This is a genomic window from Photorhabdus heterorhabditis, assembly GCF_001280945.1.
Lineage (GTDB): Bacteria > Pseudomonadota > Gammaproteobacteria > Enterobacterales > Enterobacteriaceae > Photorhabdus > Photorhabdus heterorhabditis.
Genome location: NZ_LJCS01000010.1, coordinates 21,421 through 41,846, shown reverse-complemented (window position 1 = coordinate 41,846; position 20,426 = coordinate 21,421). Strand labels below are relative to the sequence as shown.

The following is a 20,426-nucleotide window of genomic DNA, read 5'->3' as shown; positions in this document are numbered from 1 at the left end:
TATGAGTTTAACTTCTGTCAGTGAATATTTACTGACTGCAAATAAATTAAGTCATCAAGATCTGTTTTCAGTATTGGGTCAATTGGCTGAACGCCGACTGGATTATGCCGATCTCTATTTTCAGTCCAGCTATCATGAGTCTTGGATATTGGAAGATCGTATTATTAAGGATGGTTCCTATAATATTGATCAGGGCGTTGGTGTTCGAGCAATCAGTGGTGAAAAAACAGGTTTTGCTTATGCAGATCAGATCACTCTCAATGCGTTGCAACAAAGCGCGCAGGCTGCCCGTAGTATCGTCCATGAAAAAGGGAATGGTAAAGTTCATACCCTTGGAGAAGTGGCTTACTCTCCACTTTATGCAGCAATTGATCCATTGCAAAGCTTTTCCCGTGAAGAAAAGATCGCGTTATTGCAGCGTGTAGATCAGGTTGCTCGTGCTGAAGATCCGAGAGTACAAGAAGTGAATGCCAGTCTGACAGGGGTCTACGAACAGGTATTAGTTGCGGCAACTGATGGTACTCTGGCTGCTGATATTCGTCCTCTGGTACGCTTATCTGTTTCTGTATTGGTGGAAGATAACGGTAAACGTGAACACGGTACTGGCGGTGGCGGTGGCCGTTATGGTTATGAATATTTTCTGGAAATGATGGATGGTCAGAATCGAGCAGAACAATTTGCGCGTGAGGCTGTTCGTATGGCGCTGGTGAACCTTTCGGCTGTTGCTGCGCCTGCTGGTACTATGCCTGTCGTTCTGGGGGCTGGTTGGCCGGGAGTGTTGCTGCATGAAGCGGTTGGTCACGGTCTGGAAGGTGATTTTAACCGCCGTGGTACTTCCGTATTCTCTGGTCGGATGGGTGAGAAAGTCGCTTCTGAACTTTGTACCGTGGTTGATGATGGCACGATAAAAGGTCGTCGCGGATCATTGGCGATTGATGATGAAGGTGTTCCTGGGCAATACAATGTATTAATTGAGAATGGCATTCTCAAAGGTTACATGCAGGACAAAATGAATGCCCGCCTGATGGGGGTAGCGCCGACGGGTAATGGTCGCCGTGAATCTTATGCTCATCTGCCAATGCCTCGTATGACTAACACTTATTTGCTGGCGGGCAATTCTACACCGGAAGAAATTATAGGTAGTGTAGAAAATGGTTTGTATGCACCAAATTTTGGTGGTGGTCAAGTGGATATCACTTCCGGTAAATTCGTGTTCTCGACATCCGAAGCTTATCTGATCGAGAACGGCAAGATTACCAAACCAGTGAAAGGTGCAACGCTAATCGGTTCCGGTATTGAGGCTATGCAGCAGATCTCTATGGTAGGAAATGATCTTGATCTGGATAAAGGTGTTGGGGTTTGTGGCAAAGAAGGCCAGAGCGTACCCGTTGGTGTTGGTCAGCCTACTTTGAAACTGGACAACTTGACCGTTGGAGGAACAGCCTGATTTTTTTGCTGTTTATCTGACATAGATCATCATTAAGGATAGTCATGAAGAAGACTTGGTTAGCAGGTGTGTTACTGACTGTTCTAGTTGTGGCTTATGGCACCTTTGCTAAAGGTGTTGGTACGCAAGGTGTTGAGGAAACACTGGTACAGACTGCGGAAACAGATAGCAGTACTTCGGCAATACAAAGGATTGATAGGCTTACTGAACAGAATAATGTGGTAGCTTACTTACGGCAGAATAATAAATTGCCTGATCTATATATTACCAAAAGGCAGGCCCGCGACTTTGGCTGGAATGCAAAACAGGGAAACTTATGTCAGGTTTTGCCGGGTCGGGCAATTGGTGGTGATAAATTTGCCAATCGTGAGAAAAAGTTACCAATGAAACCGAAGCGTCAGTGGTTTGAGGCAGATGTTAACTATCGTTGTGGGCACCGAGGGAGTGACAGATTGGTTTATTCATCTGACGGTCTGATTTATCTGACGTTAGATCATTATAAAAGCTTTACCCTGATGGAGTAACGTTATGCATAAAGTGGAGTTTGATTTTGACCGAATCCCTGATCTGAATATGTTCTATCAGCAGTTTTCTGAGCAATTTGAGTTAGGAGACGAGTTTGGTAACAATCTGGATGCTTTGTGGGATGTTGTGACAGGAGGAATTGGTTTACCTGTGGAGGTCAATTTTATCCATTTTACGCAGCAGAAAAGACGCCATTTTGCCTCGTTAGTACTCTTGTTTGAAGAAGCGGAAGGAGAACTGGAAGGGGAACTTTGTTTTAATATTGTCCCCTCACAGAATTAGAACCTTGTATACCCGTTATCTTTCAAGTTGCCTCTTTGTTGGCTGCACTCACTCACCCCGGTCACATAGTTCGCTATGCTCCCGGGGATTCGCTCCCTTGCCGTCGCGATACATCTTGAAATCCATTGGGTAATATATTTATGAGCGTTAGGTCGATTCAGCCATATCTTTAAGATACTGGAAAATCTGACGATAAGATTTAGGTGGCTTATTAGCCACCTTTTCTTTTTTGGCATTTCGGATCAGTGTACGCATCTGTTGGCGATCGGTTTGTGGAAAGAGTTCCACAACTTCATCAATAACTTCATCGTTGCCATTAACCAGTTTATCACGCAGCTCTTCTAATTTATGGAACAGAGCAGTTTGCTGATTGTGGCGATTTTTCAGTTTATCAAGTGCGGTGGTAATTGGCTCGACATCTCGGGCACGTAGCATTTTACCGATTAATTGTAACTGGCGACGGCGTCCCTCTCTTTTTATCTTCTGCGCAAGTTCAATGGCCGCTAGCAGATCATCATCCAACGGGATGCGTTCAAGAGCGCTTTTACCGAGATCAACTAATTCTGCTCCTAGCTTTTTCAATGCTTCTGCATCACGTTTAATTTCGCTTTTACTGACCCAAATTATCTCTTCTTCTTCCTCTTCAGCAGGATAATCATTGAGCCAATCTTCAGGCTGCTTTGCCATGGTGGTTTTCCTTTTAAAAAGGCCGGATCAGACAGGTTGATTTTGGAGAATGACCTGTAGCCCGGTGGGTGTTAACATCCTAATATTGTGTATTGTAACTGGGAAAAACCCCTGATTACCACTCGGCATTATCTTTGTGGATAAGATGGTTCTGTTTTCTCGACAGATTTTCCCTTTATTTATCAAATTACGGGTAATTAATGAAAATCATTGATCAAATTGCGGAACAACGCAAACAACTGGAAAATGCGGTTTCACAGGCATTAGAACTGGCAAAAGCGGGTTGTGATGCTGCGGAAGTGGCTGTTAATAAAACAACGGGTATTGGTGTCAGTACCCGCTTTGGTGAAATAGAAAATGTAGAATTCAACAGTGATGGGGCGCTAGGGATCACGGTATATCATCAGCAACGTAAAGGTAGCGCATCATCAACAGACTTAAGCCCGGATGCCATTAACCGTACCGTCCAGGCTGCGATTGATATTGCTCGCTATACCTCTCCAGACCCATGTGCTGGCCCGGCGGATAAAACATTACTGGCGTTTGATGCGCCAAATCTTGATTTGTTCCACCCAACAGAATTGGATGCTGATAAAGCAATTGAATTAGCTGCTCGTGCAGAACAAGCTGCATTACAGGCAGATAAGCGTATTAACAATACTGAAGGGGGAAGTTTTAACAGCCATTATGGTATTCGGGTGTTTGGCAACAGCCACGGTATGCTGCAAAGCTATTGCTCTAGCCGTCATTCGATGTCGAGTTGTGTGATTGCTGAAGTTGATGGTGATATGGAACGGGATTATGCATATACCATCAGCCGCCGTTTTGAAGATTTAAAATCGCCAGAATGGGTTGGGCAGGAATGCGCTCGTCGTGTGTTATCTCGTTTGTCGCCCCGTAAATTACCGACCATGAAAGCACCTGTGTTATTCGCTGCCGAAGTTGCAACGGGTCTTTTCGGTCATTTGGTTGGTGCTATCAGTGGCAGCAGTATTTACCGTAAATCTTCTTTCCTGCTTGATCATCTGGGTAAACAAATTCTGCCATCATGGTTGACGATTGAAGAACGGCCACACTTGTTGGCGGGGCTAGCATCCTCTCCATTTGATAGTGAAGGTGTGTGTACCAGTAATCGAGATATTATTAAGGATGGTGTATTACAAACCTGGCTTCTGACAAGTTATTCTGCCCGTAAACTGGAAATGGCAAGTACTGGTCATGCTGGGGGTATCCATAACTGGTGTATTGCAGGACAAGGGCAGGATTTTGCTGGTTTACTGCGTCAAATGGGAAGAGGATTAGTAGTTACTGAACTGATGGGGCAGGGAGTCAGTGCAGTAACCGGCGATTATTCTCGTGGTGCCGCCGGTTTTTGGGTAGAAAATGGTGAGATTCAGTATCCTGTCAGTGAGATTACTATTGCCGGTAATTTGAAAGATATGTGGGCTAATATGGTCACTATTGGGGATGATATTGAAACTCGTAGTAATATCCAGTGTGGTTCAGTGTTACTGCCGGAAATGAGTATCGCTGGTCAATAAAGGCTCACCCACAAGTTAAATTATGAGCTGAATGTAGTTAGTCGTGTTAAACGGCTAACTCTTCATCTCTAATCGTGAGCACTTCATATCCGTCGTTTGTAACCAAAATGGTATGTTCCCATTGAGCAGATAGTTTTTTATCTCGTGTCACGACTGTCCAACCATCTTTCTTCGTTTTGATTTTTGCGGAACCTTGATTAATCATAGGTTCAATAGTAAAAGTCATACCTTCTTTTAGAATTAAGCCCGAATCACGATGACCATAATGTAAAACTTGTGGACTTTCGTGCATTTCGCGTCCAATGCCGTGACCACAATATTCGCGCACAACACTATAACCTGCTCGTTCAGCGTGATTCTGAATTGCATAGCCTATATCGCCTAAATGTGCGCCTGGTTTCACCACTTTGATGCCTTCCCACATAGCAGCATAAGTTGTTTTTACTAAATTTTTTGCTGGCAATGACGCTCCTGGGAACAGATACATTTTACTTGAGTCGGCAATAAAACCGTTTTTTTCCAATGTGATATCTACGTTAATGATATCGCTGTTTTTAATTTTATAATTTCTATTAGGAATGCCATGACAAACAACTTCATTTATTGAAGTGTTTAATACATATTGATAGCCATATTGCCCTTTACTTGCAGGACGAGCTCCTAAAACATTAACGATAACGTCTTCAACTTTATCGTTAATATCCATTGTAGTAATTCCAGGTTTAATAAACTGATCAAGCATTCCAAAAACTTGTGCAAGTAATTTGCCAGATTGCCTCATTAACTCTATTTCGGTGGGAGTTTTTATATAAATATTATTCACTATATACTCCTGATAATAATGTATTTTCTTTTTTGAATTGCTGCTGAATTATTTCACTAAACGTCAAATTAGGATTTAATTCTGCGAGCATCCCCATTTTTATCCAGAACTCAGCTTGGGAGTTGATTGAACGAAACATCACACTACTCGCTTTTCTGATTTCTTCGTGTAGTTCATCAGAGATCTTCACAATTCCCATAAAATAGTCCATATATGAAATATATATGAAGCATATGTTATATGTATATTGATATCAACGTTATTGTTTAATATTTAATTCAATAATCTGTTAGATGGCATGGTGTCCAAGTCTTTTATCCGTAGGCTTCTGGTTGGTTTATATGGAGTATTGAGCGGGATTGCTTCTTTGTTGGCTGCACTCACTCACCCCGGTCACAGAGTTATCTATGCTCCCGGGGATTCGCTCCCTTGCCGTCTCGATGCATCTTGAAATCCATTGGGTATATATCAGAACCACTTCTGGTCAATGGTTGCCATTAGAAGTACCTGTTAATCAAAGAGTATTTTCTACTCAATGGCCTGGGAATTGGTGGGGTAGAATTGAATTTATACCACCTTCGACATTGAGATGGCAGAATGGGGCACAAATAATGGACCAAGTGATATTGTCAAAATAGGAAATACAGAATATAACTTACGACCACAATAAATAAGTGGTCGTAATCTTATATCTGATCTCATTCTATCTGTGAAAACGGTAAAATAGATTCATCTGCTGTTAACACCCTGTCATTGTTTTTTTCCTTGTTAACGATTGATGGTTCAATATCGTAGCCTATGAGTTCTGATAATATATATTTATTCATTAACCCGCTTAAATAGCCATCTTTATTTTTGAATGACTCTATGAATTGACAGTTATATTGGTGATTATTTGATTTGTACATGAAAGGCACGAGATATTGCTCTCTACCTTTTTGATAACCATGGCCTTTATTAATTATTTCCCCATGATCGGAAGTATATATCAGTGAATAATTGATGTTTTTTTTGTTAATGACCTCGTATATATTCTTTATGACTCTATCTGTATAGTGAATAGTTAAGTCATACTTATCTGCATTAGGTAGTGCTAATTTATCATCATTATCGTAATTCTTATAAGGCATATGGCTACCATGTAAATGAATTACGATGAATCTTTTTTCTTCGTTATCTGAAAGAACGTTACGTAATAGAGCGCTTAGATTGTTATCTTTATAGTTTGTGAGTTTTATTATATCGGATTTTTTTGCGATAAATCCGTATTTGGATGAGTGAAGCCCATCCAGCTCTTGTGAACCCAACCAATAAGTCTTATAGCCGTTTGATTTAGCCATTTCTATTATTGATTTGTTTTTAAATAAGTTTTCTTCGCTTTCAGGTGTATGAAATGCAAGAGACATAGAGATAGAGTTTCTTGTTATTGGTGCGCTAGAATGTGCGTTATTAATTATACATCCTCCGTTAGAGGAAAATATATTATGCATGTTTGGCGTCGTATTTAACTCATATCCATATGCACTATAATGAGTTGATAATGATGATTCACCAATTATAAAAATAATAGTGTCAATATCATTATTTTTCTTTCCTATTATTGAATCGTTGAATTTCTTTATTTCACTTATATCTGCATACTTATCATTTGAATTTCTGGAAATATACAAATAAGCAAAGTCCCCAATGACAGCGGGATATCTGTCTCTTATAAATCGCCCAACTGTTTTATCATCCTCTTTAATGTCTGATAATAATTGCTTATCTATAGCAGAAACACTAAGATAAAATGTAGTAAAAAAAACAAATATAGGTAATGCTTTAAATGATATGTGATAATGAATGTTTCTTGTCTTCTTAATTATTAAGTAAAATAAAGCTATTGTTACGATTATTGCTGGTAGTAACATTATGAAAAATAAATGACTGACCATAGATAATGATTCTTTTTTATTCGTCTCAACAAATGAATCAAGAACTGATACTGATATTCTTTCGCTAAAAATAAGAGAATAATTTATTTGGATGAGAAGAAAGAAAAGGAGTACACCTCCAATACTGTTTAGGATCTTGTTTTTTTCCTTAATTAGAAGGAAAATGGATAATAACAGTGAAAAAGTTGACAAGTGAGGTATACTGGAATCTTTTTGAAAGATGAAAGGATTCAATAGATAAGTTAAACCTAATCCAATAACTATAGCTAAAATATATTTATAATATCTACGATCAATTAATTTCATGTTATTTAATTTTATGAAAAATAAAGTATGTATTATTATACCTTCTTTTGCATTCTATCGCCACAATAGGGCCGGATTTCACACTTTTAATGTGGTTATTATGGGTAAAAATAGCCCTTTTTTGTGCTCCATAAACACACAAAAGAGATATCAAAACCTATCAATAAAATCATATTGAATATGCGAAATTATCAATATCTGTGTGGAGATTGATTTTTCTGCAAAGTAGAATCCCGCCCCGCTGCCAGAAATGAGTATCGCTGGTTAATAAGAGATACTCAGATTCAATTATTTGTGATCAGCCATGATTTAAATGGGCGTACTGAATTAACGGTGTAGTTCACCGGCAGCTTCTGGTTGGTAAAGTAATTCTAATACTTTTACCCGAGTTTCTTCGCCATTTGGCAATTTCCAACTGATTTCATCGCCAATACGAAGCCCCAGTAATGCAGCACCCAGAGGAGCCATGACAGAAAGCTGGTCTGAACTGTCTTGCAGTGATGCTGGATAAACTAAAGTTCGTACCCGCTCTTCGCTGCTTGTTAGATCAAGGAAACGAATCCGGCTGTTCATAGTCACGACGTCTGATGGAATTTCTGCTGGCGGTACAATCTCTGCACGATCCAGCTCCTCATTCAAAGCGTCAGCGATACTAGTATCTGCAAACGCCGGTTGTTCCAACAGGGAGTCTAAACGTTCCGCGTCTAATTCGTTGATAATAATTGCTGGTTTAGTCATACCACACTCCAAATGGATTCCAACACAAAATAACACCCCGCACCGTAAGGAGGGGGGTGTTATTTAAAATAATTAACCTGATAGTAGGCTGTTCTTACTCGAAAAGAAAGAGATCATGATCACGAACTGTTTTGTGTTGCTAATGAAAAACGGTGAAAAGCATGATAAGGCCCTAGTGAGTAGGTGATGTTATTCTTCGTCAAATCCCGAATTAAATAGATCAATGATAGCTGCAAGAGCCAGCTCTTCATCTGGACCGCTGGCTTCAACTTCAATATAGCTGCCTTTTTCTGAATCCAGCATCAGCATGGCAATCACACTGCTGGCTTCAGCTTCAACATGGCTATCATTGCGCAAGATAACGTGGGATTTAAAAAGCTGTACCAGGTCATACAGTTTCATTGCAGGCCGAGCATGCATTCCCAGCCGATTTTTGATTTCAAGCTTCTGCTTGACGGTCATTATTTTCGCTTTTCGAGAGTACGGTGGCGTGACTGTACATTTTTACCACGAGAACGGAAATAATCAGCCAATTGTTCTGCTACATAAACAGAACGGTGTTTACCACCAGTGCAACCAATAGCAACAGTTAGATAGCTGCGGTTATTCGTTTCAAGCATGGGTAGCCACAGTTCAAGATAACTGCGGGTTTGATAGATGAAGTTATGCACTTCCGTATGGCGGTCAAGGAAAGCGGCGACGGGACGATCAAGACCTGTCATTGGCCGTAGTTTCGGGTCCCAGTGTGGATTTGGCAGGAAACGTACGTCAAAAACATAATCGGCGTCAATTGGAATACCATGCTTAAAGCCGAAAGATTCAAAAACCATTGTCAGCTCGCGTTCTCGTTTGCCTAACAGACGAGTCCTTAACATCTCAGCCAGTTCATGGACTGACATTTCCGAAGTGTCGATAATGAGATCGGCTCTTGAACGAAGAGGCTCCAGCAGATCGCTTTCTTGATCAATCGCACTTTCCAGAGAGAGATTTTTGCTTGATAACGGATGCAAGCGGCGAGTATCGCTGTAACGGCGGATTAACGTATTACGGTCAGCGTCAAGAAACAGTAATTGTGGTGAGAAACTGGTCGGTAGTTTAGTCAGTGCTTCTTCGAAAATTTCTGGTGATTCCGGCATGTTTCTTACGTCAATACTGACAGCAGCAGAAATATCGCGGTCAGCCAGCGTATCTGCTAATTCCGGCAGCAATACTACCGGCAAGTTATCCACACAATAAAAACCCATATCTTCCAGCGCGCGCAAGGCAACGGATTTACCCGAACCGGAACGGCCACTGACTATCATCAGCACCATGAGGCGACTCCCCTTAAATTTCTCAGTGGTTGTTATGAGCCACTGCTATCTGTTGCTTTCCATTCATTGCAACAGCTATTCAGTGATAATTGCGTAAAGTTCTTCATCACTTTGTGCTGATCTTAAACGACGGCAGAGATTTTTATCTGCAAGACGTTTGGCAATCAATGACAATGTATGTAAGTGGGTCTGGCATTGATCGTTTGGAACCAGTAAAGCAAACAGCAAATCAACGGGTTGATTATCAATAGCATCAAAAGCAATAGGTTGTTCCAGATTAAGGAAAACCCCAACAGTTTTATCCGAGCTATTTTCATCCAGTTTACCGTGAGGGATAGCAATACCACTGCCAATTCCAGTAGTGCCCACTTTTTCGCGGGTCAATATTGCTTCGAATACGATATTCTCTGGTAATTTGAGCTGCTTAGATGCCAGCTCACTGATAATCTCTAAAGCCCGTTTTTTGCTCGAACAATGTACATTATTACGTGTACATTCAAGGGAAAGGACTGAGCTTAATAGTAAATCTGCTTGGTTATTCATTTTTCTATTCGCTTAGGTGCCTATTGATACCGGATACCATAGATTATCTGTGGCATCCGGTATTTTTGCACTGTTTACAGCAAAACTCCGCTGTTGTTACTGTAGCCTTTAAAAACTACAGCTTTCGTTAAAAGGGTTGTTAATGTTGTCTGAGTTTGTCTTTATGTTTGGTTAGCTGACGAGCTAGTTTGTCGACCAGTCCATCAATTGCTGCATACATATCCTCATGTTCTGAGGATGCGTGCAACTCACCTCCGTTAATATGTACAGTAGCCTCAGCGATTTGTTGCACCTTTTCCACCCGGAGGATTACCTGAGTCAGGTTGATCCTGTCGAAATATTGATCCAGCTTGCTGCATTTTGCAGTGATAATGTCGCGTAATGCATCAGTAATTTCAATATTGTGGCCAGTTATTTTGAGTTGCATATTGTCTTCCTTATCTGTTCATTTCAAACCAGACGCTTACGTTGGTTTGATGGCGGAATGGATAACGACTCTCGATATTTTGCGACAGTCCGTCGGGCAACTACGATGCCTTGGTCGGTCAGCATGCTCGTCAGTTTGCTGTCACTTAATGGTTTGGCGGGGTTTTCCGCTGCTACCAGTTTTTTCACCAAAGCCCGTATTGCAGTTGAAGAGGCTTCGCCCCCACTTTCTGTATTAACATGGCTGGAGAAAAAATACTTCAATTCAAAAATACCACGCGGACTGTGCAGGAATTTCTGGGTAGTCACCCTAGAAATGGTAGATTCATGCATATCAACCTGGAAAGCAATGTCTGCCAGAACCATAGGTTTCATATGTTCTTCGCCATGTTCGAAAAATTCCTGTTGCTGCTCTACAATGCAACGCGTAACTTTTAGTAGGGTGTCATTTCGGCTTTCCAGACTTTTGATAAGCCACTTCGCTTCCTGTAAGTTATTGCGGATAAACTGGCAATCACTTTCATTGCGTGTATGTTGTCCAAGTTCCGCATAATGCTGATTGATGCGTAAACGAGGAGTGTTATCTGCGTTCAGTTCTACTTGCCAGTATTCACTTTCTTTTCGAACTAACACATCAGGGATGACATACTGCGATTCACCCGTATTTACCGCCAGACCAGGTCTTGGTTCAAGTGACTGAATTAAATTTATGACTTCTTTCAGTGTATCTTCTTTCAGGCGACTAAGGCGGATTAAATTACGGAAATCCCGATGACCCAGCAACTCCAGATGTTCGCAGACGATCAATTTTGCTTCTTGCAGATAAGGTGTTTCTGGTGGGAACATTGATAGCTGGATCAGAAGGCAATCTTTTAGATCACGGGCCGCGACACCTATAGGATCAAAATGCTGTACCCGTTTTAGCACGGTTTCTACTTCTGCCAAAGTGAGTTGATTGTCACCAATACTAGCAAGAATATCTTCCAGTGGCACAGTGAGATAACCTGTATCATCTATGGCGTCAATAATTGATGTGGCAATGGCGGCATCTGTTTCCGTGAATGGAGTCAGCTCTGCTTGCCACATCAAATAGTCTTGTAGGGTTTGAGTTGTCTCGCCTTGGTAAAGTGGCAATTCATCAGCACTATAGTCATTACGTGTACCAGAAGGCGTTCCGGCTGTGTAAATCTCATCCCAGCTTGCATCTAGTGGTAGCTCGTCTGGCATATCCTTTTGTTGCAGGGCATCAAGCGTATCCATAGCTTCAGTTTCGTTGTCAGGAGATTCCTGACTGCCGATTTCCTGGTACTCTTCATCCTGTTCAAGCAAAGGGTTCATTTCTAACGCTTGTTGTATTTCCTGTTGCAGCTCAAGCGTAGAAAGTTGCAACAAACGAATGGCTTGTTGAAGCTGTGGTGTTATTGCCAGTTGCTGACTAAGCCTGAGTTGCAAACTTTGCTTCATAGAATTATTTCAATTCTCCTGGCTGAATTAGAGCCGGAAACCTTCGCCTAAGTAAACACGCTTCACCTGTTCATTACTAAGGATGTCATTAGGTGTGCCATGAGCAATCAGATGCCCTTGGCTAACAATATAAGCACGCTCACATACATCCAATGTTTCACGGACGTTATGGTCTGTGATAAGAACGCCTAGTCCATAATCTCTCAAATGCTGAATGATCTTTTTGATATCGATAACTGAGATGGGATCTACGCCTGCAAAGGGTTCATCCAGTAAAATAAATTTAGGATTGGCTGCTAGCGCACGGGCAATTTCTACACGGCGACGTTCACCGCCGGATAGTGATTGACCAAGGTTGTCACGGAGATGGCTGATATGGAACTCTTCCATTAGCTCTTCGGCACGTTCTTTCCGCTGTTCCTGAGTTAGATCCTTGCGGATTTCCAATACGGCCATCAGATTGTCGAAGACGCTCAGACGGCGGAAAATTGAAGCTTCCTGAGGTAAATAACCAATACCACGGCGTGCCCGCTCGTGAAGTGGCAGTAAGCTGATATCTTCATTATCAATGGTAATGGTTCCGGTATCCCGTGAAACAATCCCCACGACCATATAAAAAGTTGTGGTTTTCCCAGCACCGTTGGGCCCAAGCAGGCCAACAATTTCACCGGAGTTCACGTTCAGGCTGACATTTTCAACGACCTTACGGCCTTTATAAGCTTTTGCCAGGTTTGCTGCGTTTAGTGTTGCCATATATTATCGTTATTTACTCTTGTTGTTAGCCCCAGGGCCTTCTTCCTGTAACTGAGAAGGTAACAGGACGGTTGTCACTCGTTTACCTTTGTCACTGAATGCTTCCATTTGCTGGGTTGGCACCAAATAGGTGATCCGGTCGCCTTTTATATTGCTGTTCAACTGTTCCAGATAGGCGTTGCCAGTCAGTGTAACCAGCTCTTTATCCATTTCGTAGCGCATTTTTGCACCGCGGCCTTTGATTGGTTTGCCGTTATCCTGTAACTGATAGAAAGTTACAGGATTACCGAATGCCTCAACAATCATTTTTTTAGAATCACCATTCGGGCGGGTTATAACGACTTTGTCGGCGTGGATATCAATAGAGCCCTGTTTAACGATCACATTTTCTGTAAATGTGGCAGTGTTTCCTGTCATGTCAAGGGATTGCTTGTCAGAATCAATATAAATTGGTTTCTGGGTGTCATCTTTTAGTGCTAATGCGGGAAGGCTGACCACAAAAATAGCACTGGCAATAAAAGCATTACGGATTCTGTTGTTCATGTTGGATTTCATAGTAGGTGTTAACCTTTTCAATCAGTTCAGCGGTTTTGTTCCGCAGATTGCCACGCATTTTCATTCCTACGGATTTCAGCCCTACACCGATAAGTGTGACCTGATCATCGGATGAGACATCCTGGGTTACCAGGTTGACGACAGCATTCTCTGTAGTAATACGTTGTAATTGTGACGTATCAGTCAGGCTGTCAACTTGCACATCTCCGTAAAGATAGAGCATTTTATCATTAGTCAATTTTGCTTTGTTAGAACGTACTGTCCATGTAGCAATGGCATTTGAATCATATGTAATTAATACTGGTTTGGTAAACCAGGTGATTTTTGGCTCAGCATAATTCTGGACATCATCAGAGACCAGTTTATATGTCAGCTTACCAGTAGGATCATAAACAAAGGTTATGGTTTCCTGACTTTGATATGTCGGCTGGTTGTTATCTGCGGCAGAAGACGGTTCAGTCTCGTCTGAGTCAGATAAGTTCCAGCCAATTAGAGCCATGGTGATTAGTGCTAGTATTATAGCCAACCCGGATTTGATTTTACCCATTCTTGTTTCGCTTCAACCTATATTGATAATCCTTTGGCATCTTCCAGCTTATTCTGAGCGAAAAGCACCAAATCACAAAGTTCTCTTACTGCACCGCGACCACCTGCAATTTGGGTGACATAATGTGCTTTTGGTAATAGCAATGGATGTGCATCTGCCACAGCGACAGATAAACCCACTTGTTTCATGACTGGCCAGTCAATCAAATCATCACCGATGTAAGCAACCTGTTCTGGTTTTAATCCCAGTTTATCTAACAGTTCTCTATACGCCAAAGCCTTATCACTCTGTCCCTGGTAAAGATGTGTAATGCCTAGCGTGTTTGCTCGATCTTCCAGCAATTTAGCCTTACGACCAGTGATAATAGCGACTTCAATTCCTGAAGTAATTAAGCAGCGAATCCCGTAACCGTCACGAACATTAAACGCTTTTAATTCTTCACCATTGTTTCCCATATATACCAGGCCATCTGACATGACACCATCAACGTCACAAATCAGCAGGCGGATTTTACTGGCTTTTTCAATAATGTCTTTATTTACTGGGCCATAACAGGTGTCCAGATAAACTAATTGGCTCATTAAAACGTTCTCATAGGTTAAACCACACCGGCTTGTAAAAGGTCATGCATATGTAATACACCCAGCAATTTATTTCCCTCTGTAACCAATAGAGAAGTGATATGACGTGATTGCATTAAGTTTAATGCATCAACTGCAAGGGCATTAGGCTTTATACGGACCCCACCCGCAGTCATAACATCTGAAATTTTGACGTTGTACAAATCAATTCCCATATCAAAAACGCGGCGCAAGTCACCATCGGTAAAAATACCATCAATATACATATTTTCATCACAAATAACTGTCATACCCAATTTTTTGCGGGTAATTTCAACTAGTGCTTCACGTAAGGAGGAATCCCGGTTAATTCTTGGGATATCTTCGCCGGTATTCATTAAATCACTTACCAGTAGTAGAAGCTTACGTCCAAGTGTGCCGCCAGGATGTGATAGTGCGAAATCTTCAGCGGTAAAACCACGAGCCTGAAGCAATGCGACAGCTAAAGCATCTCCCATCACCAATGTTGCAGTGGTACTCGTCGTTGGAGCCAAGCCTAGCGGACAGGCTTCTTGTGGAACTTTGATACATAGATGGATATTTGCGGCTTTTCCCATGCTGCTGTTGTGATTGTTAGTCATACAGATAAGAGGAATTTTTTGGCGTTTTAGTGCAGGGATAAGTGACAAAATTTCATTGGATTCGCCAGAATTTGAGATTGCCAGAACAATATCTTTAGGGGTAATCATACCGAGATCACCGTGGCTGGCTTCCCCTGGATGAACAAAAAAGGAAGGTGTGCCGGTACTGGCGAAAGTTGCGGCAATTTTACATCCGATATGACCGGATTTACCCATCCCCATGATAATAATCTTACCTTCACAGTTGAACATTAGTTCACAGGTACGAGTGAAATCTTCATTTATGTATTGTTCGAGTTCTGCTAACCCATCACGCTCTATGTGTAATACTTTCTTACCCGCTTGTTGAAAATCAAATCTAGGCATTTCTTTTTCCTACTCACTTGTGTTTATTCAATGCTGTAATTGGAAATAAACAGTATGACAAAATAAGCAATAAAACAGCTTAATAACAGAACACCTTTCACCCGGTTTAACCGGTGTTTACGACCCAGACAAAATGCAGTAAATATTATGCTGGCTATCATCATTACCCAAAAATCACGATGGAAAGATTCAGGGGAAATGGCTGCTGGTGAGAGTAATGCGGGAAGACCCAGAACAATTGATATATTGAATATATTCGAGCTGATAATATTCCCGAATGCAATATCATCTTCCCCTTTGAATGCTGCTGCAATAGAGGTTGCTAATTCTGGTAGGCTGGTACCGACTGCAAGCACAGTAAGTCCGATAACTAATTCACTAATGCCGTAAATACGAGCAATAACAGTTGCATTGTCAATCACCATTCGGGTCGCCATAGGCAAAATAATGAGTCCTAGCAGTATCCATAGCAAGGCAATATGCTTATTGCCCTCTATTGGTAATTCGGAAGTCTGCTCTTGAGTGTAAATATCAGTTTCAGCACGGTGTGGCAGTGTAGCCATTTTTATCATCAGTAAAATACACGCTATAGCAGAAATCAATAATACCAGTCCATCCATCCGGCTAAGGTAATTATCACTTATCAAATAACCACAGAAAGCGGTGATCAACAGCATCAGAGGCAGTTCCTGCCGCAGAATATCTGATTTTACTTCCATTGGACGAATAAGTGCAGCGGCACCGGTTATCAGTAACAGGTTGGTAATGTTGGAACCAATGACATTACCAATTGCCATATCAGGTTGACCATCCAGCATGGCAGTAACTGAAACCATTAATTCTGGCAGAGAAGTTCCAATGCCGACTATCGTCATACCAATAATAAATGGGGGCAGGCCCAGTGTACGAGCAAAAATTGCAGCACCATATACTAATCTATCGGAACCATATACCAGTAAAATCAACCCAGCAATTAAGAGTAAAAAGGTTAGAAACATGAAGCCGCCCTTGTAAGGTATATTCCGGATTTAATGTTAACGTTGGTTGATTTTTTAAACAAAAATTGTTTGTTCAGTTAGATGAGGTACATTCTGACGGCGGCGGGTAGAAAAGTAAAATTTGTCACAACTTTAGTGGCGAAAACTCTCCAATTTTTTTGTAGTATATGTGATTAATATGTAAATCAAATTATAGAGCCAGTTTATTAACCGTTAAGGGCTATTAATAATGAGTCAACAAACAGCAAATCTCATCGAGATCCGAGGTATGTATTTTACCCGTGGTAACCGTTCGATTTTTGCTGATATTAATCTGGCTGTGCCCAGAGGAAAAATCACGGCAATTATGGGGCCTTCTGGAATAGGGAAAACAACACTATTACGGTTGATTGGTGGTCAGCTACGTCCTGATCGGGGAGAAATCTGGTTTGATGGGGATAATATTCCTGCTTTGTCCCGTCCTCGTTTATATACTGCCCGTAAGAAGATGAGTATGTTGTTTCAGTCAGGGGCATTATTCACTGATCTAAATGTTTTTGATAACGTCGCTTTTCCTCTACGTGAACATACGACTCTGCCTGAAGAGATCATCCATACTACCGTGATGATGAAACTGGAAGCCGTTGGGTTACGCGGCGCTGCAAATCTGATGCCTTCCGAACTTTCCGGTGGTATGGCAAGACGTGCTGCTTTGGCTCGTGCTATTGCCCTTGATCCTGATTTGATTATGTTTGATGAACCTTTTGTTGGTCAGGACCCGATTACCATGGGTGTTTTGGTGAAACTAATTGATGAACTGAATAAAGCGCTTGGCGTCACCTGTGTGGTTGTTTCCCATGATGTGCCGGAAGTTCTGAGCATTGCAGATTATGCTTATATTATTGCTGAACAGCAGATTATTGCTGAAGGTACGGCTCAACAGTTGCAGATTAATTCTGATCAGCGGGTACGGCAATTTCTTGATGGTATTGCTGATGGGCCGGTACCTTTCCGGTTTCCGGCAGGGGATTATAAAACTGAGTTATTAGGATAATGGGATGTTAATGTTAACACAGGCGCTGGCGGCACTTGGCAGGCGGGCTATTGAGGTATTTGCCTCTTTTGGTCGTGCAGGTTTTATGCTTTTTAGCGCGATAATTGGCAGACCAGAACCTGCCAGACAATGGCCATTGCTGCGACAACAACTTTTCAGTGTGGGCGTTCAGTCATTATTAATTATCGTGGTTTCAGGGTTGTTTATTGGCATGGTGCTCGGCCTACAGGGATATCTGGTACTGACAACATACAGTGCAGAAGCCAGTCTTGGTATGATGGTAGCGGTATCTCTGTTGCGTGAATTGGGGCCGGTTGTGACGGCCCTGTTGTTTGCAGGTCGTGCAGGGTCAGCCCTGACCGCCGAAATAGGTTTGATGAAAGCCACGGAACAAATTTCCAGTTTGGAGATGATGGCGATAGATCCATTGCGGCGTGTGATAGCCCCACGTTTTTGGGCTGGGTTTATCAGTATGCCGCTATTGTCCTTGATTTTTGTGGCTGTAGGTATCTGGGGGGGGGCGATAGTTGGTGTTGACTGGAAGGGGATCGACAGTGGTTTCTTCTGGTCTTCAATGCAGTCTGCTATAGAGTGGCAAAAAGATTTACTTAACTGTTTTATTAAAAGTGTTGTTTTCGCCATTACTGTGACCTGGATTGCTTTATTTAATGGTTATGATGCGATCCCTACCTCAGAAGGGATAAGCCGCGCAACGACCAGAACGGTGGTTCATGCGTCGTTAGCAGTTTTAGGTTTAGATTTTGTGCTGACAGCACTTATGTTTGGGAATTAATTCAATGCAAAGCAAGAAAAGTGAAATTTGGGTTGGATTTTTTATCTTGATTGCACTGGCTGCAATCGTCTTTTTATGTCTTAAAGTGGCAGACATTAAATCGGTAGGTAACCAGCCAACTTACCGCTTATACGCAACTTTTGACAATATTGGTGGTCTGAAAGTGCGCTCACCGATAAAAATTGGTGGTGTGGTGGTTGGCCGTGTTGCAAGTATTTCTCTTGATGAAAAAACTTATACGCCGCAAGTGGCACTGGATATTATGAAGCAATATAACCGTATCCCTGATACGAGTTCTCTTTCTATCCGTACTTCTGGTTTATTAGGTGAACAATATATTGCTTTGAATGTAGGGTTTGAAGATCCAGATATGGATACTGGGATTCTGAAAGAGGGTGATCGCGTGCAAGATACCAAATCAGCAATGGTACTTGAGGATCTTATCGGTCAATTCTTGTATAAGAGCGGCGATAATACCCAGAGTGGGGCAGAGCACACTCCGACACCATAGCCAGCAACTGAGTATCATTAAGAGGAACTAATTATGTTGAAGAAATTATTAATGGTGGCGTTGTTGATTATTGCGCCATTAGCGAGTGCAGCCGTTGATCAGACGAATCCTTATAAGTTGATGCAGGATGCGGCAGAAAAGACTTTTACTCGTTTGAAAAACAGTCAGTCACAAATTCGTCAAAATCCAGATTACTTGCGCCAAGTGGTGAAAGAAGAATTACTGCCATATGTTCATATCAAGTACGCAGGGGCATTGGTTCTAGGGAGCTATTATAAAGATACGACGCCAGCACAACGCGAGGCTTATTTTACCGCATTTGAATCCTATCTTGAGCAGGCTTATGGGCAGGCTCTGGCAATGTATCATGATCAAACTTATCAGATTGGCCCTGAGAAACCGTTGGGAGATAACAATATTATTGCTATTCGTGTCACTATCCTTGATCAGAATGGCCGCCCTCCTATCCGCCTTGATTTTCAGTGGCGTAAAAACAGCAAAACGGGTCACTGGCAGGCATACGATATGATTGCTGAAGGTGTCAGTATGATTACAACCAAGCAGAGTGAATGGGTTTCTATCTTGCGTCAACAAGGTATAGATGGTTTAACTAAGCAGCTTGAAATTAGCGCTCGTCAGCCAATCACTCTGGAAGAGAAAAAGTGAGATGAATGAAAGTCTGAGCTGGGAAAAAGCAGGACAGACATTGATTCTCAAAGGTATTTTGGATCGTGACCGTTTGCTTCCTCTTTGGCAGCAAAAGGAAAAGTTATTGACCGATATCAACTGTATCAATGTGTCACAGCTTGAGCATGTGGATTCTACTGGGTTAGCTCTTTTAGTCCGTTTTAAACACTATATGCAAAAAGAGGAAGGGACTGAATTGCTCTTTTCTGGCATTAGTGAACGGTTTAGTACCCTGATTATGCTTTACGATTTGCAGGAAATTATCATTGATGGCTAGCCGATATTCTCAGTAATTATCTGTATATACCCAATAGATTTCAAGTTGCAGCGCGGCGGCAAGAGAACGCATCCCCAGGAGCATAGATAACGATGTGACTGGGGTGCGTGAGTGCAGCCAACAAAGAGGCAACTTGAAAGATAACAGGTATAATCAGCACCCTTGTAAGCAGAAATGTTACAAGGACGTTTTCATGTTTAAGAGTAAGTCGGATTCTATTAGGATAGATGACTGTCTATTACTATTATACCCAATGGATTTCAAGATGGATCGCGACGGCAAGGGAGCGAATCTCCGGGAGCATAGATAACTCTGTGACCGGGGTGAGTGAGAGCAGCCAACCAAGAGGCAACTTGAAAGATAACGGGTATATTTCTAACTACAGAATTGAGCAATTATGGATACTAATGAGATTAAACAAGTGCTGATGGACAAATTAGCACTAGATGAAGTCATTGTTAGCGGAGATGGCAGCCATTTCCAGGTTATTGTTGTTGGTGAAATGTTCGCTGGTATGAGCCGGGTAAAACAGCAACAAGCTGTTTATGCACCTTTGATGGAATACATTGCTGATAATCGTATTCATGCCCTGTCAATCAAAGCTTATACACCGGATGATTGGAAAAGAGATCGCAAGCTCAACGGTTTTTAACGCTGTTTGCCTCGCTGCGAACGG

At 41.8% G+C, this 20,426-nt stretch carries 26 protein-coding genes; 10 read left to right on the top strand and 16 right to left on the bottom strand.

The window, feature by feature from the left end; translation table 11 throughout:
- The first annotated feature begins 1 nt into the window (after position 1).
- From tldD to AM629_RS05940, 3 genes are read left to right on the top strand one after another with little or no spacing between them, the layout of a single operon-like run.
- Positions 2 to 1,447 carry a metalloprotease TldD gene (tldD, locus tag AM629_RS05950; RefSeq protein ID WP_054477056.1) on the top strand — a complete coding sequence of 482 codons (1,446 nt, stop codon included), beginning with the start codon at positions 2 to 4 and terminating at the stop codon, positions 1,445 to 1,447.
- 44 nt (positions 1,448 to 1,491) lie between these two features.
- Positions 1,492 to 1,971: a ribonuclease domain-containing protein gene (locus AM629_RS05945; RefSeq protein WP_054477053.1), complete on the top strand. Its 480-nt coding sequence runs from the start codon at positions 1,492 to 1,494 to the stop codon at positions 1,969 to 1,971.
- Between the two features lie 4 nt (positions 1,972 to 1,975).
- Positions 1,976 to 2,254 (top strand): barstar family protein, encoded by a 279-nt coding sequence (locus AM629_RS05940; protein ID WP_054477051.1) that lies wholly within the window; start codon positions 1,976 to 1,978, stop codon positions 2,252 to 2,254.
- A 147-nt stretch (positions 2,255 to 2,401) separates the two neighbouring features.
- Here AM629_RS05940 and yjgA read toward each other — a convergent pair whose 3' ends face one another.
- Positions 2,402 to 2,941: a ribosome biogenesis factor YjgA gene (gene yjgA / locus AM629_RS05935; protein WP_054477049.1), complete on the bottom strand. Its 540-nt coding sequence runs from the start codon at positions 2,939 to 2,941 to the stop codon at positions 2,402 to 2,404.
- 200 nt (positions 2,942 to 3,141) lie between these two features.
- Here yjgA and pmbA point away from each other — a divergent pair, with 200 nt between their 5' ends.
- Positions 3,142 to 4,482, top strand: coding sequence for a metalloprotease PmbA (gene pmbA / locus AM629_RS05930; protein ID WP_054477047.1), 1,341 nt, complete (start codon positions 3,142 to 3,144; stop codon positions 4,480 to 4,482).
- A gap of 46 nt (positions 4,483 to 4,528) precedes the next feature.
- On the opposite strand, the gene map is transcribed toward pmbA, so the two are convergent.
- The 15 genes from map to AM629_RS05855 form a co-directional block, all read right to left on the bottom strand.
- The gene (gene map / locus AM629_RS05925; RefSeq protein WP_054477045.1) at positions 4,529 to 5,305 is read right to left on the bottom strand and encodes a type I methionyl aminopeptidase; all 777 of its coding nucleotides are present in this window, start codon (positions 5,303 to 5,305) and stop codon (positions 4,529 to 4,531) included.
- A complete protein-coding gene (locus AM629_RS05920; protein WP_054477043.1) occupies positions 5,298 to 5,504 on the bottom strand; it encodes a ParD-like family protein in 207 nt (68 codons plus the stop codon). Before AM629_RS05920 ends, map begins: the two co-directional genes overlap by 8 nt.
- A gap of 499 nt (positions 5,505 to 6,003) precedes the next feature.
- Positions 6,004 to 7,545: a phosphoethanolamine transferase gene (locus tag AM629_RS05915; RefSeq protein WP_054477041.1), complete on the bottom strand. Its 1,542-nt coding sequence runs from the start codon at positions 7,543 to 7,545 to the stop codon at positions 6,004 to 6,006.
- 327 nt (positions 7,546 to 7,872) lie between these two features.
- Positions 7,873 to 8,283 carry a nucleoside diphosphate kinase regulator gene (rnk, locus tag AM629_RS05910; RefSeq protein WP_054477039.1) on the bottom strand — a complete coding sequence of 137 codons (411 nt, stop codon included), beginning with the start codon at positions 8,281 to 8,283 and terminating at the stop codon, positions 7,873 to 7,875.
- A gap of 189 nt (positions 8,284 to 8,472) precedes the next feature.
- Positions 8,473 to 8,745 carry a PTS phosphocarrier protein NPr gene (npr, locus tag AM629_RS05905; RefSeq protein WP_054477037.1) on the bottom strand — a complete coding sequence of 91 codons (273 nt, stop codon included), beginning with the start codon at positions 8,743 to 8,745 and terminating at the stop codon, positions 8,473 to 8,475.
- Positions 8,745 to 9,596, bottom strand: coding sequence for an RNase adapter RapZ (rapZ, locus tag AM629_RS05900; RefSeq protein ID WP_054477035.1), 852 nt, complete (start codon positions 9,594 to 9,596; stop codon positions 8,745 to 8,747). The genes npr and rapZ overlap by 1 nt, the downstream gene beginning before the upstream one ends.
- A gap of 75 nt (positions 9,597 to 9,671) precedes the next feature.
- Entirely contained in the window at positions 9,672 to 10,139 is a 468-nt protein-coding gene (gene ptsN, locus AM629_RS05895) for a PTS IIA-like nitrogen regulatory protein PtsN (protein ID WP_054477033.1), read from the bottom strand.
- Between the two features lie 139 nt (positions 10,140 to 10,278).
- Positions 10,279 to 10,566, bottom strand: coding sequence for a ribosome hibernation promoting factor (gene hpf, locus AM629_RS05890; RefSeq protein ID WP_015835763.1), 288 nt, complete (start codon positions 10,564 to 10,566; stop codon positions 10,279 to 10,281).
- Positions 10,567 to 10,589: 23 nt separating this feature from the next.
- Positions 10,590 to 12,029 carry an RNA polymerase factor sigma-54 gene (gene rpoN, locus AM629_RS05885; protein ID WP_054477031.1) on the bottom strand — a complete coding sequence of 480 codons (1,440 nt, stop codon included), beginning with the start codon at positions 12,027 to 12,029 and terminating at the stop codon, positions 10,590 to 10,592.
- 27 nt (positions 12,030 to 12,056) lie between these two features.
- On the bottom strand, positions 12,057 to 12,782 hold the full coding sequence (gene lptB / locus AM629_RS05880; protein WP_054477029.1) for an LPS export ABC transporter ATP-binding protein: 726 nt from the start codon (positions 12,780 to 12,782) through the stop codon (positions 12,057 to 12,059).
- Between the two features lie 9 nt (positions 12,783 to 12,791).
- A complete protein-coding gene (lptA, locus tag AM629_RS05875; protein WP_054477027.1) occupies positions 12,792 to 13,325 on the bottom strand; it encodes a lipopolysaccharide ABC transporter substrate-binding protein LptA in 534 nt (177 codons plus the stop codon).
- Positions 13,306 to 13,884 carry an LPS export ABC transporter periplasmic protein LptC gene (gene lptC / locus AM629_RS05870; RefSeq protein WP_054477025.1) on the bottom strand — a complete coding sequence of 193 codons (579 nt, stop codon included), beginning with the start codon at positions 13,882 to 13,884 and terminating at the stop codon, positions 13,306 to 13,308. The genes lptA and lptC overlap by 20 nt, the downstream gene beginning before the upstream one ends.
- A gap of 17 nt (positions 13,885 to 13,901) precedes the next feature.
- Positions 13,902 to 14,465: a 3-deoxy-manno-octulosonate-8-phosphatase KdsC gene (kdsC, locus tag AM629_RS05865; protein WP_054477024.1), complete on the bottom strand. Its 564-nt coding sequence runs from the start codon at positions 14,463 to 14,465 to the stop codon at positions 13,902 to 13,904.
- 17 nt (positions 14,466 to 14,482) lie between these two features.
- Positions 14,483 to 15,451, bottom strand: a complete 969-nt coding sequence (gene kdsD, locus AM629_RS05860) for an arabinose-5-phosphate isomerase KdsD (protein WP_054477022.1) — start codon at positions 15,449 to 15,451, stop codon at positions 14,483 to 14,485.
- Between the two features lie 23 nt (positions 15,452 to 15,474).
- Positions 15,475 to 16,449 (bottom strand): calcium/sodium antiporter, encoded by a 975-nt coding sequence (locus AM629_RS05855; protein WP_054477020.1) that lies wholly within the window; start codon positions 16,447 to 16,449, stop codon positions 15,475 to 15,477.
- A 229-nt stretch (positions 16,450 to 16,678) separates the two neighbouring features.
- Between AM629_RS05855 and mlaF the strand changes: the two genes are divergently transcribed.
- The 6 genes from mlaF (at position 16,679) to ibaG (ending at position 20,402) form a co-directional block, all read left to right on the top strand.
- Entirely contained in the window at positions 16,679 to 17,482 is an 804-nt protein-coding gene (gene mlaF / locus AM629_RS05850) for a phospholipid ABC transporter ATP-binding protein MlaF (protein WP_054477018.1), read from the top strand.
- A gap of 10 nt (positions 17,483 to 17,492) precedes the next feature.
- Positions 17,493 to 18,275 carry a lipid asymmetry maintenance ABC transporter permease subunit MlaE gene (gene mlaE, locus AM629_RS05845; protein ID WP_054477159.1) on the top strand — a complete coding sequence of 261 codons (783 nt, stop codon included), beginning with the start codon at positions 17,493 to 17,495 and terminating at the stop codon, positions 18,273 to 18,275.
- A gap of 4 nt (positions 18,276 to 18,279) precedes the next feature.
- Positions 18,280 to 18,786 carry an outer membrane lipid asymmetry maintenance protein MlaD gene (mlaD, locus tag AM629_RS05840; RefSeq protein WP_054477016.1) on the top strand — a complete coding sequence of 169 codons (507 nt, stop codon included), beginning with the start codon at positions 18,280 to 18,282 and terminating at the stop codon, positions 18,784 to 18,786.
- Positions 18,787 to 18,819: 33 nt separating this feature from the next.
- Complete coding sequence (gene mlaC, locus AM629_RS05835; RefSeq protein ID WP_054477014.1) at positions 18,820 to 19,452, top strand: phospholipid-binding protein MlaC; 633 nt, start codon at positions 18,820 to 18,822, stop codon at positions 19,450 to 19,452.
- A 1-nt stretch (position 19,453) separates the two neighbouring features.
- Positions 19,454 to 19,750, top strand: coding sequence for a lipid asymmetry maintenance protein MlaB (mlaB, locus tag AM629_RS05830; RefSeq protein ID WP_054477012.1), 297 nt, complete (start codon positions 19,454 to 19,456; stop codon positions 19,748 to 19,750).
- Positions 19,751 to 20,147: 397 nt separating this feature from the next.
- Positions 20,148 to 20,402, top strand: coding sequence for a BolA family iron metabolism protein IbaG (gene ibaG, locus AM629_RS05825; protein ID WP_054477009.1), 255 nt, complete (start codon positions 20,148 to 20,150; stop codon positions 20,400 to 20,402).
- Positions 20,403 to 20,426 lie beyond the last annotated feature (24 nt).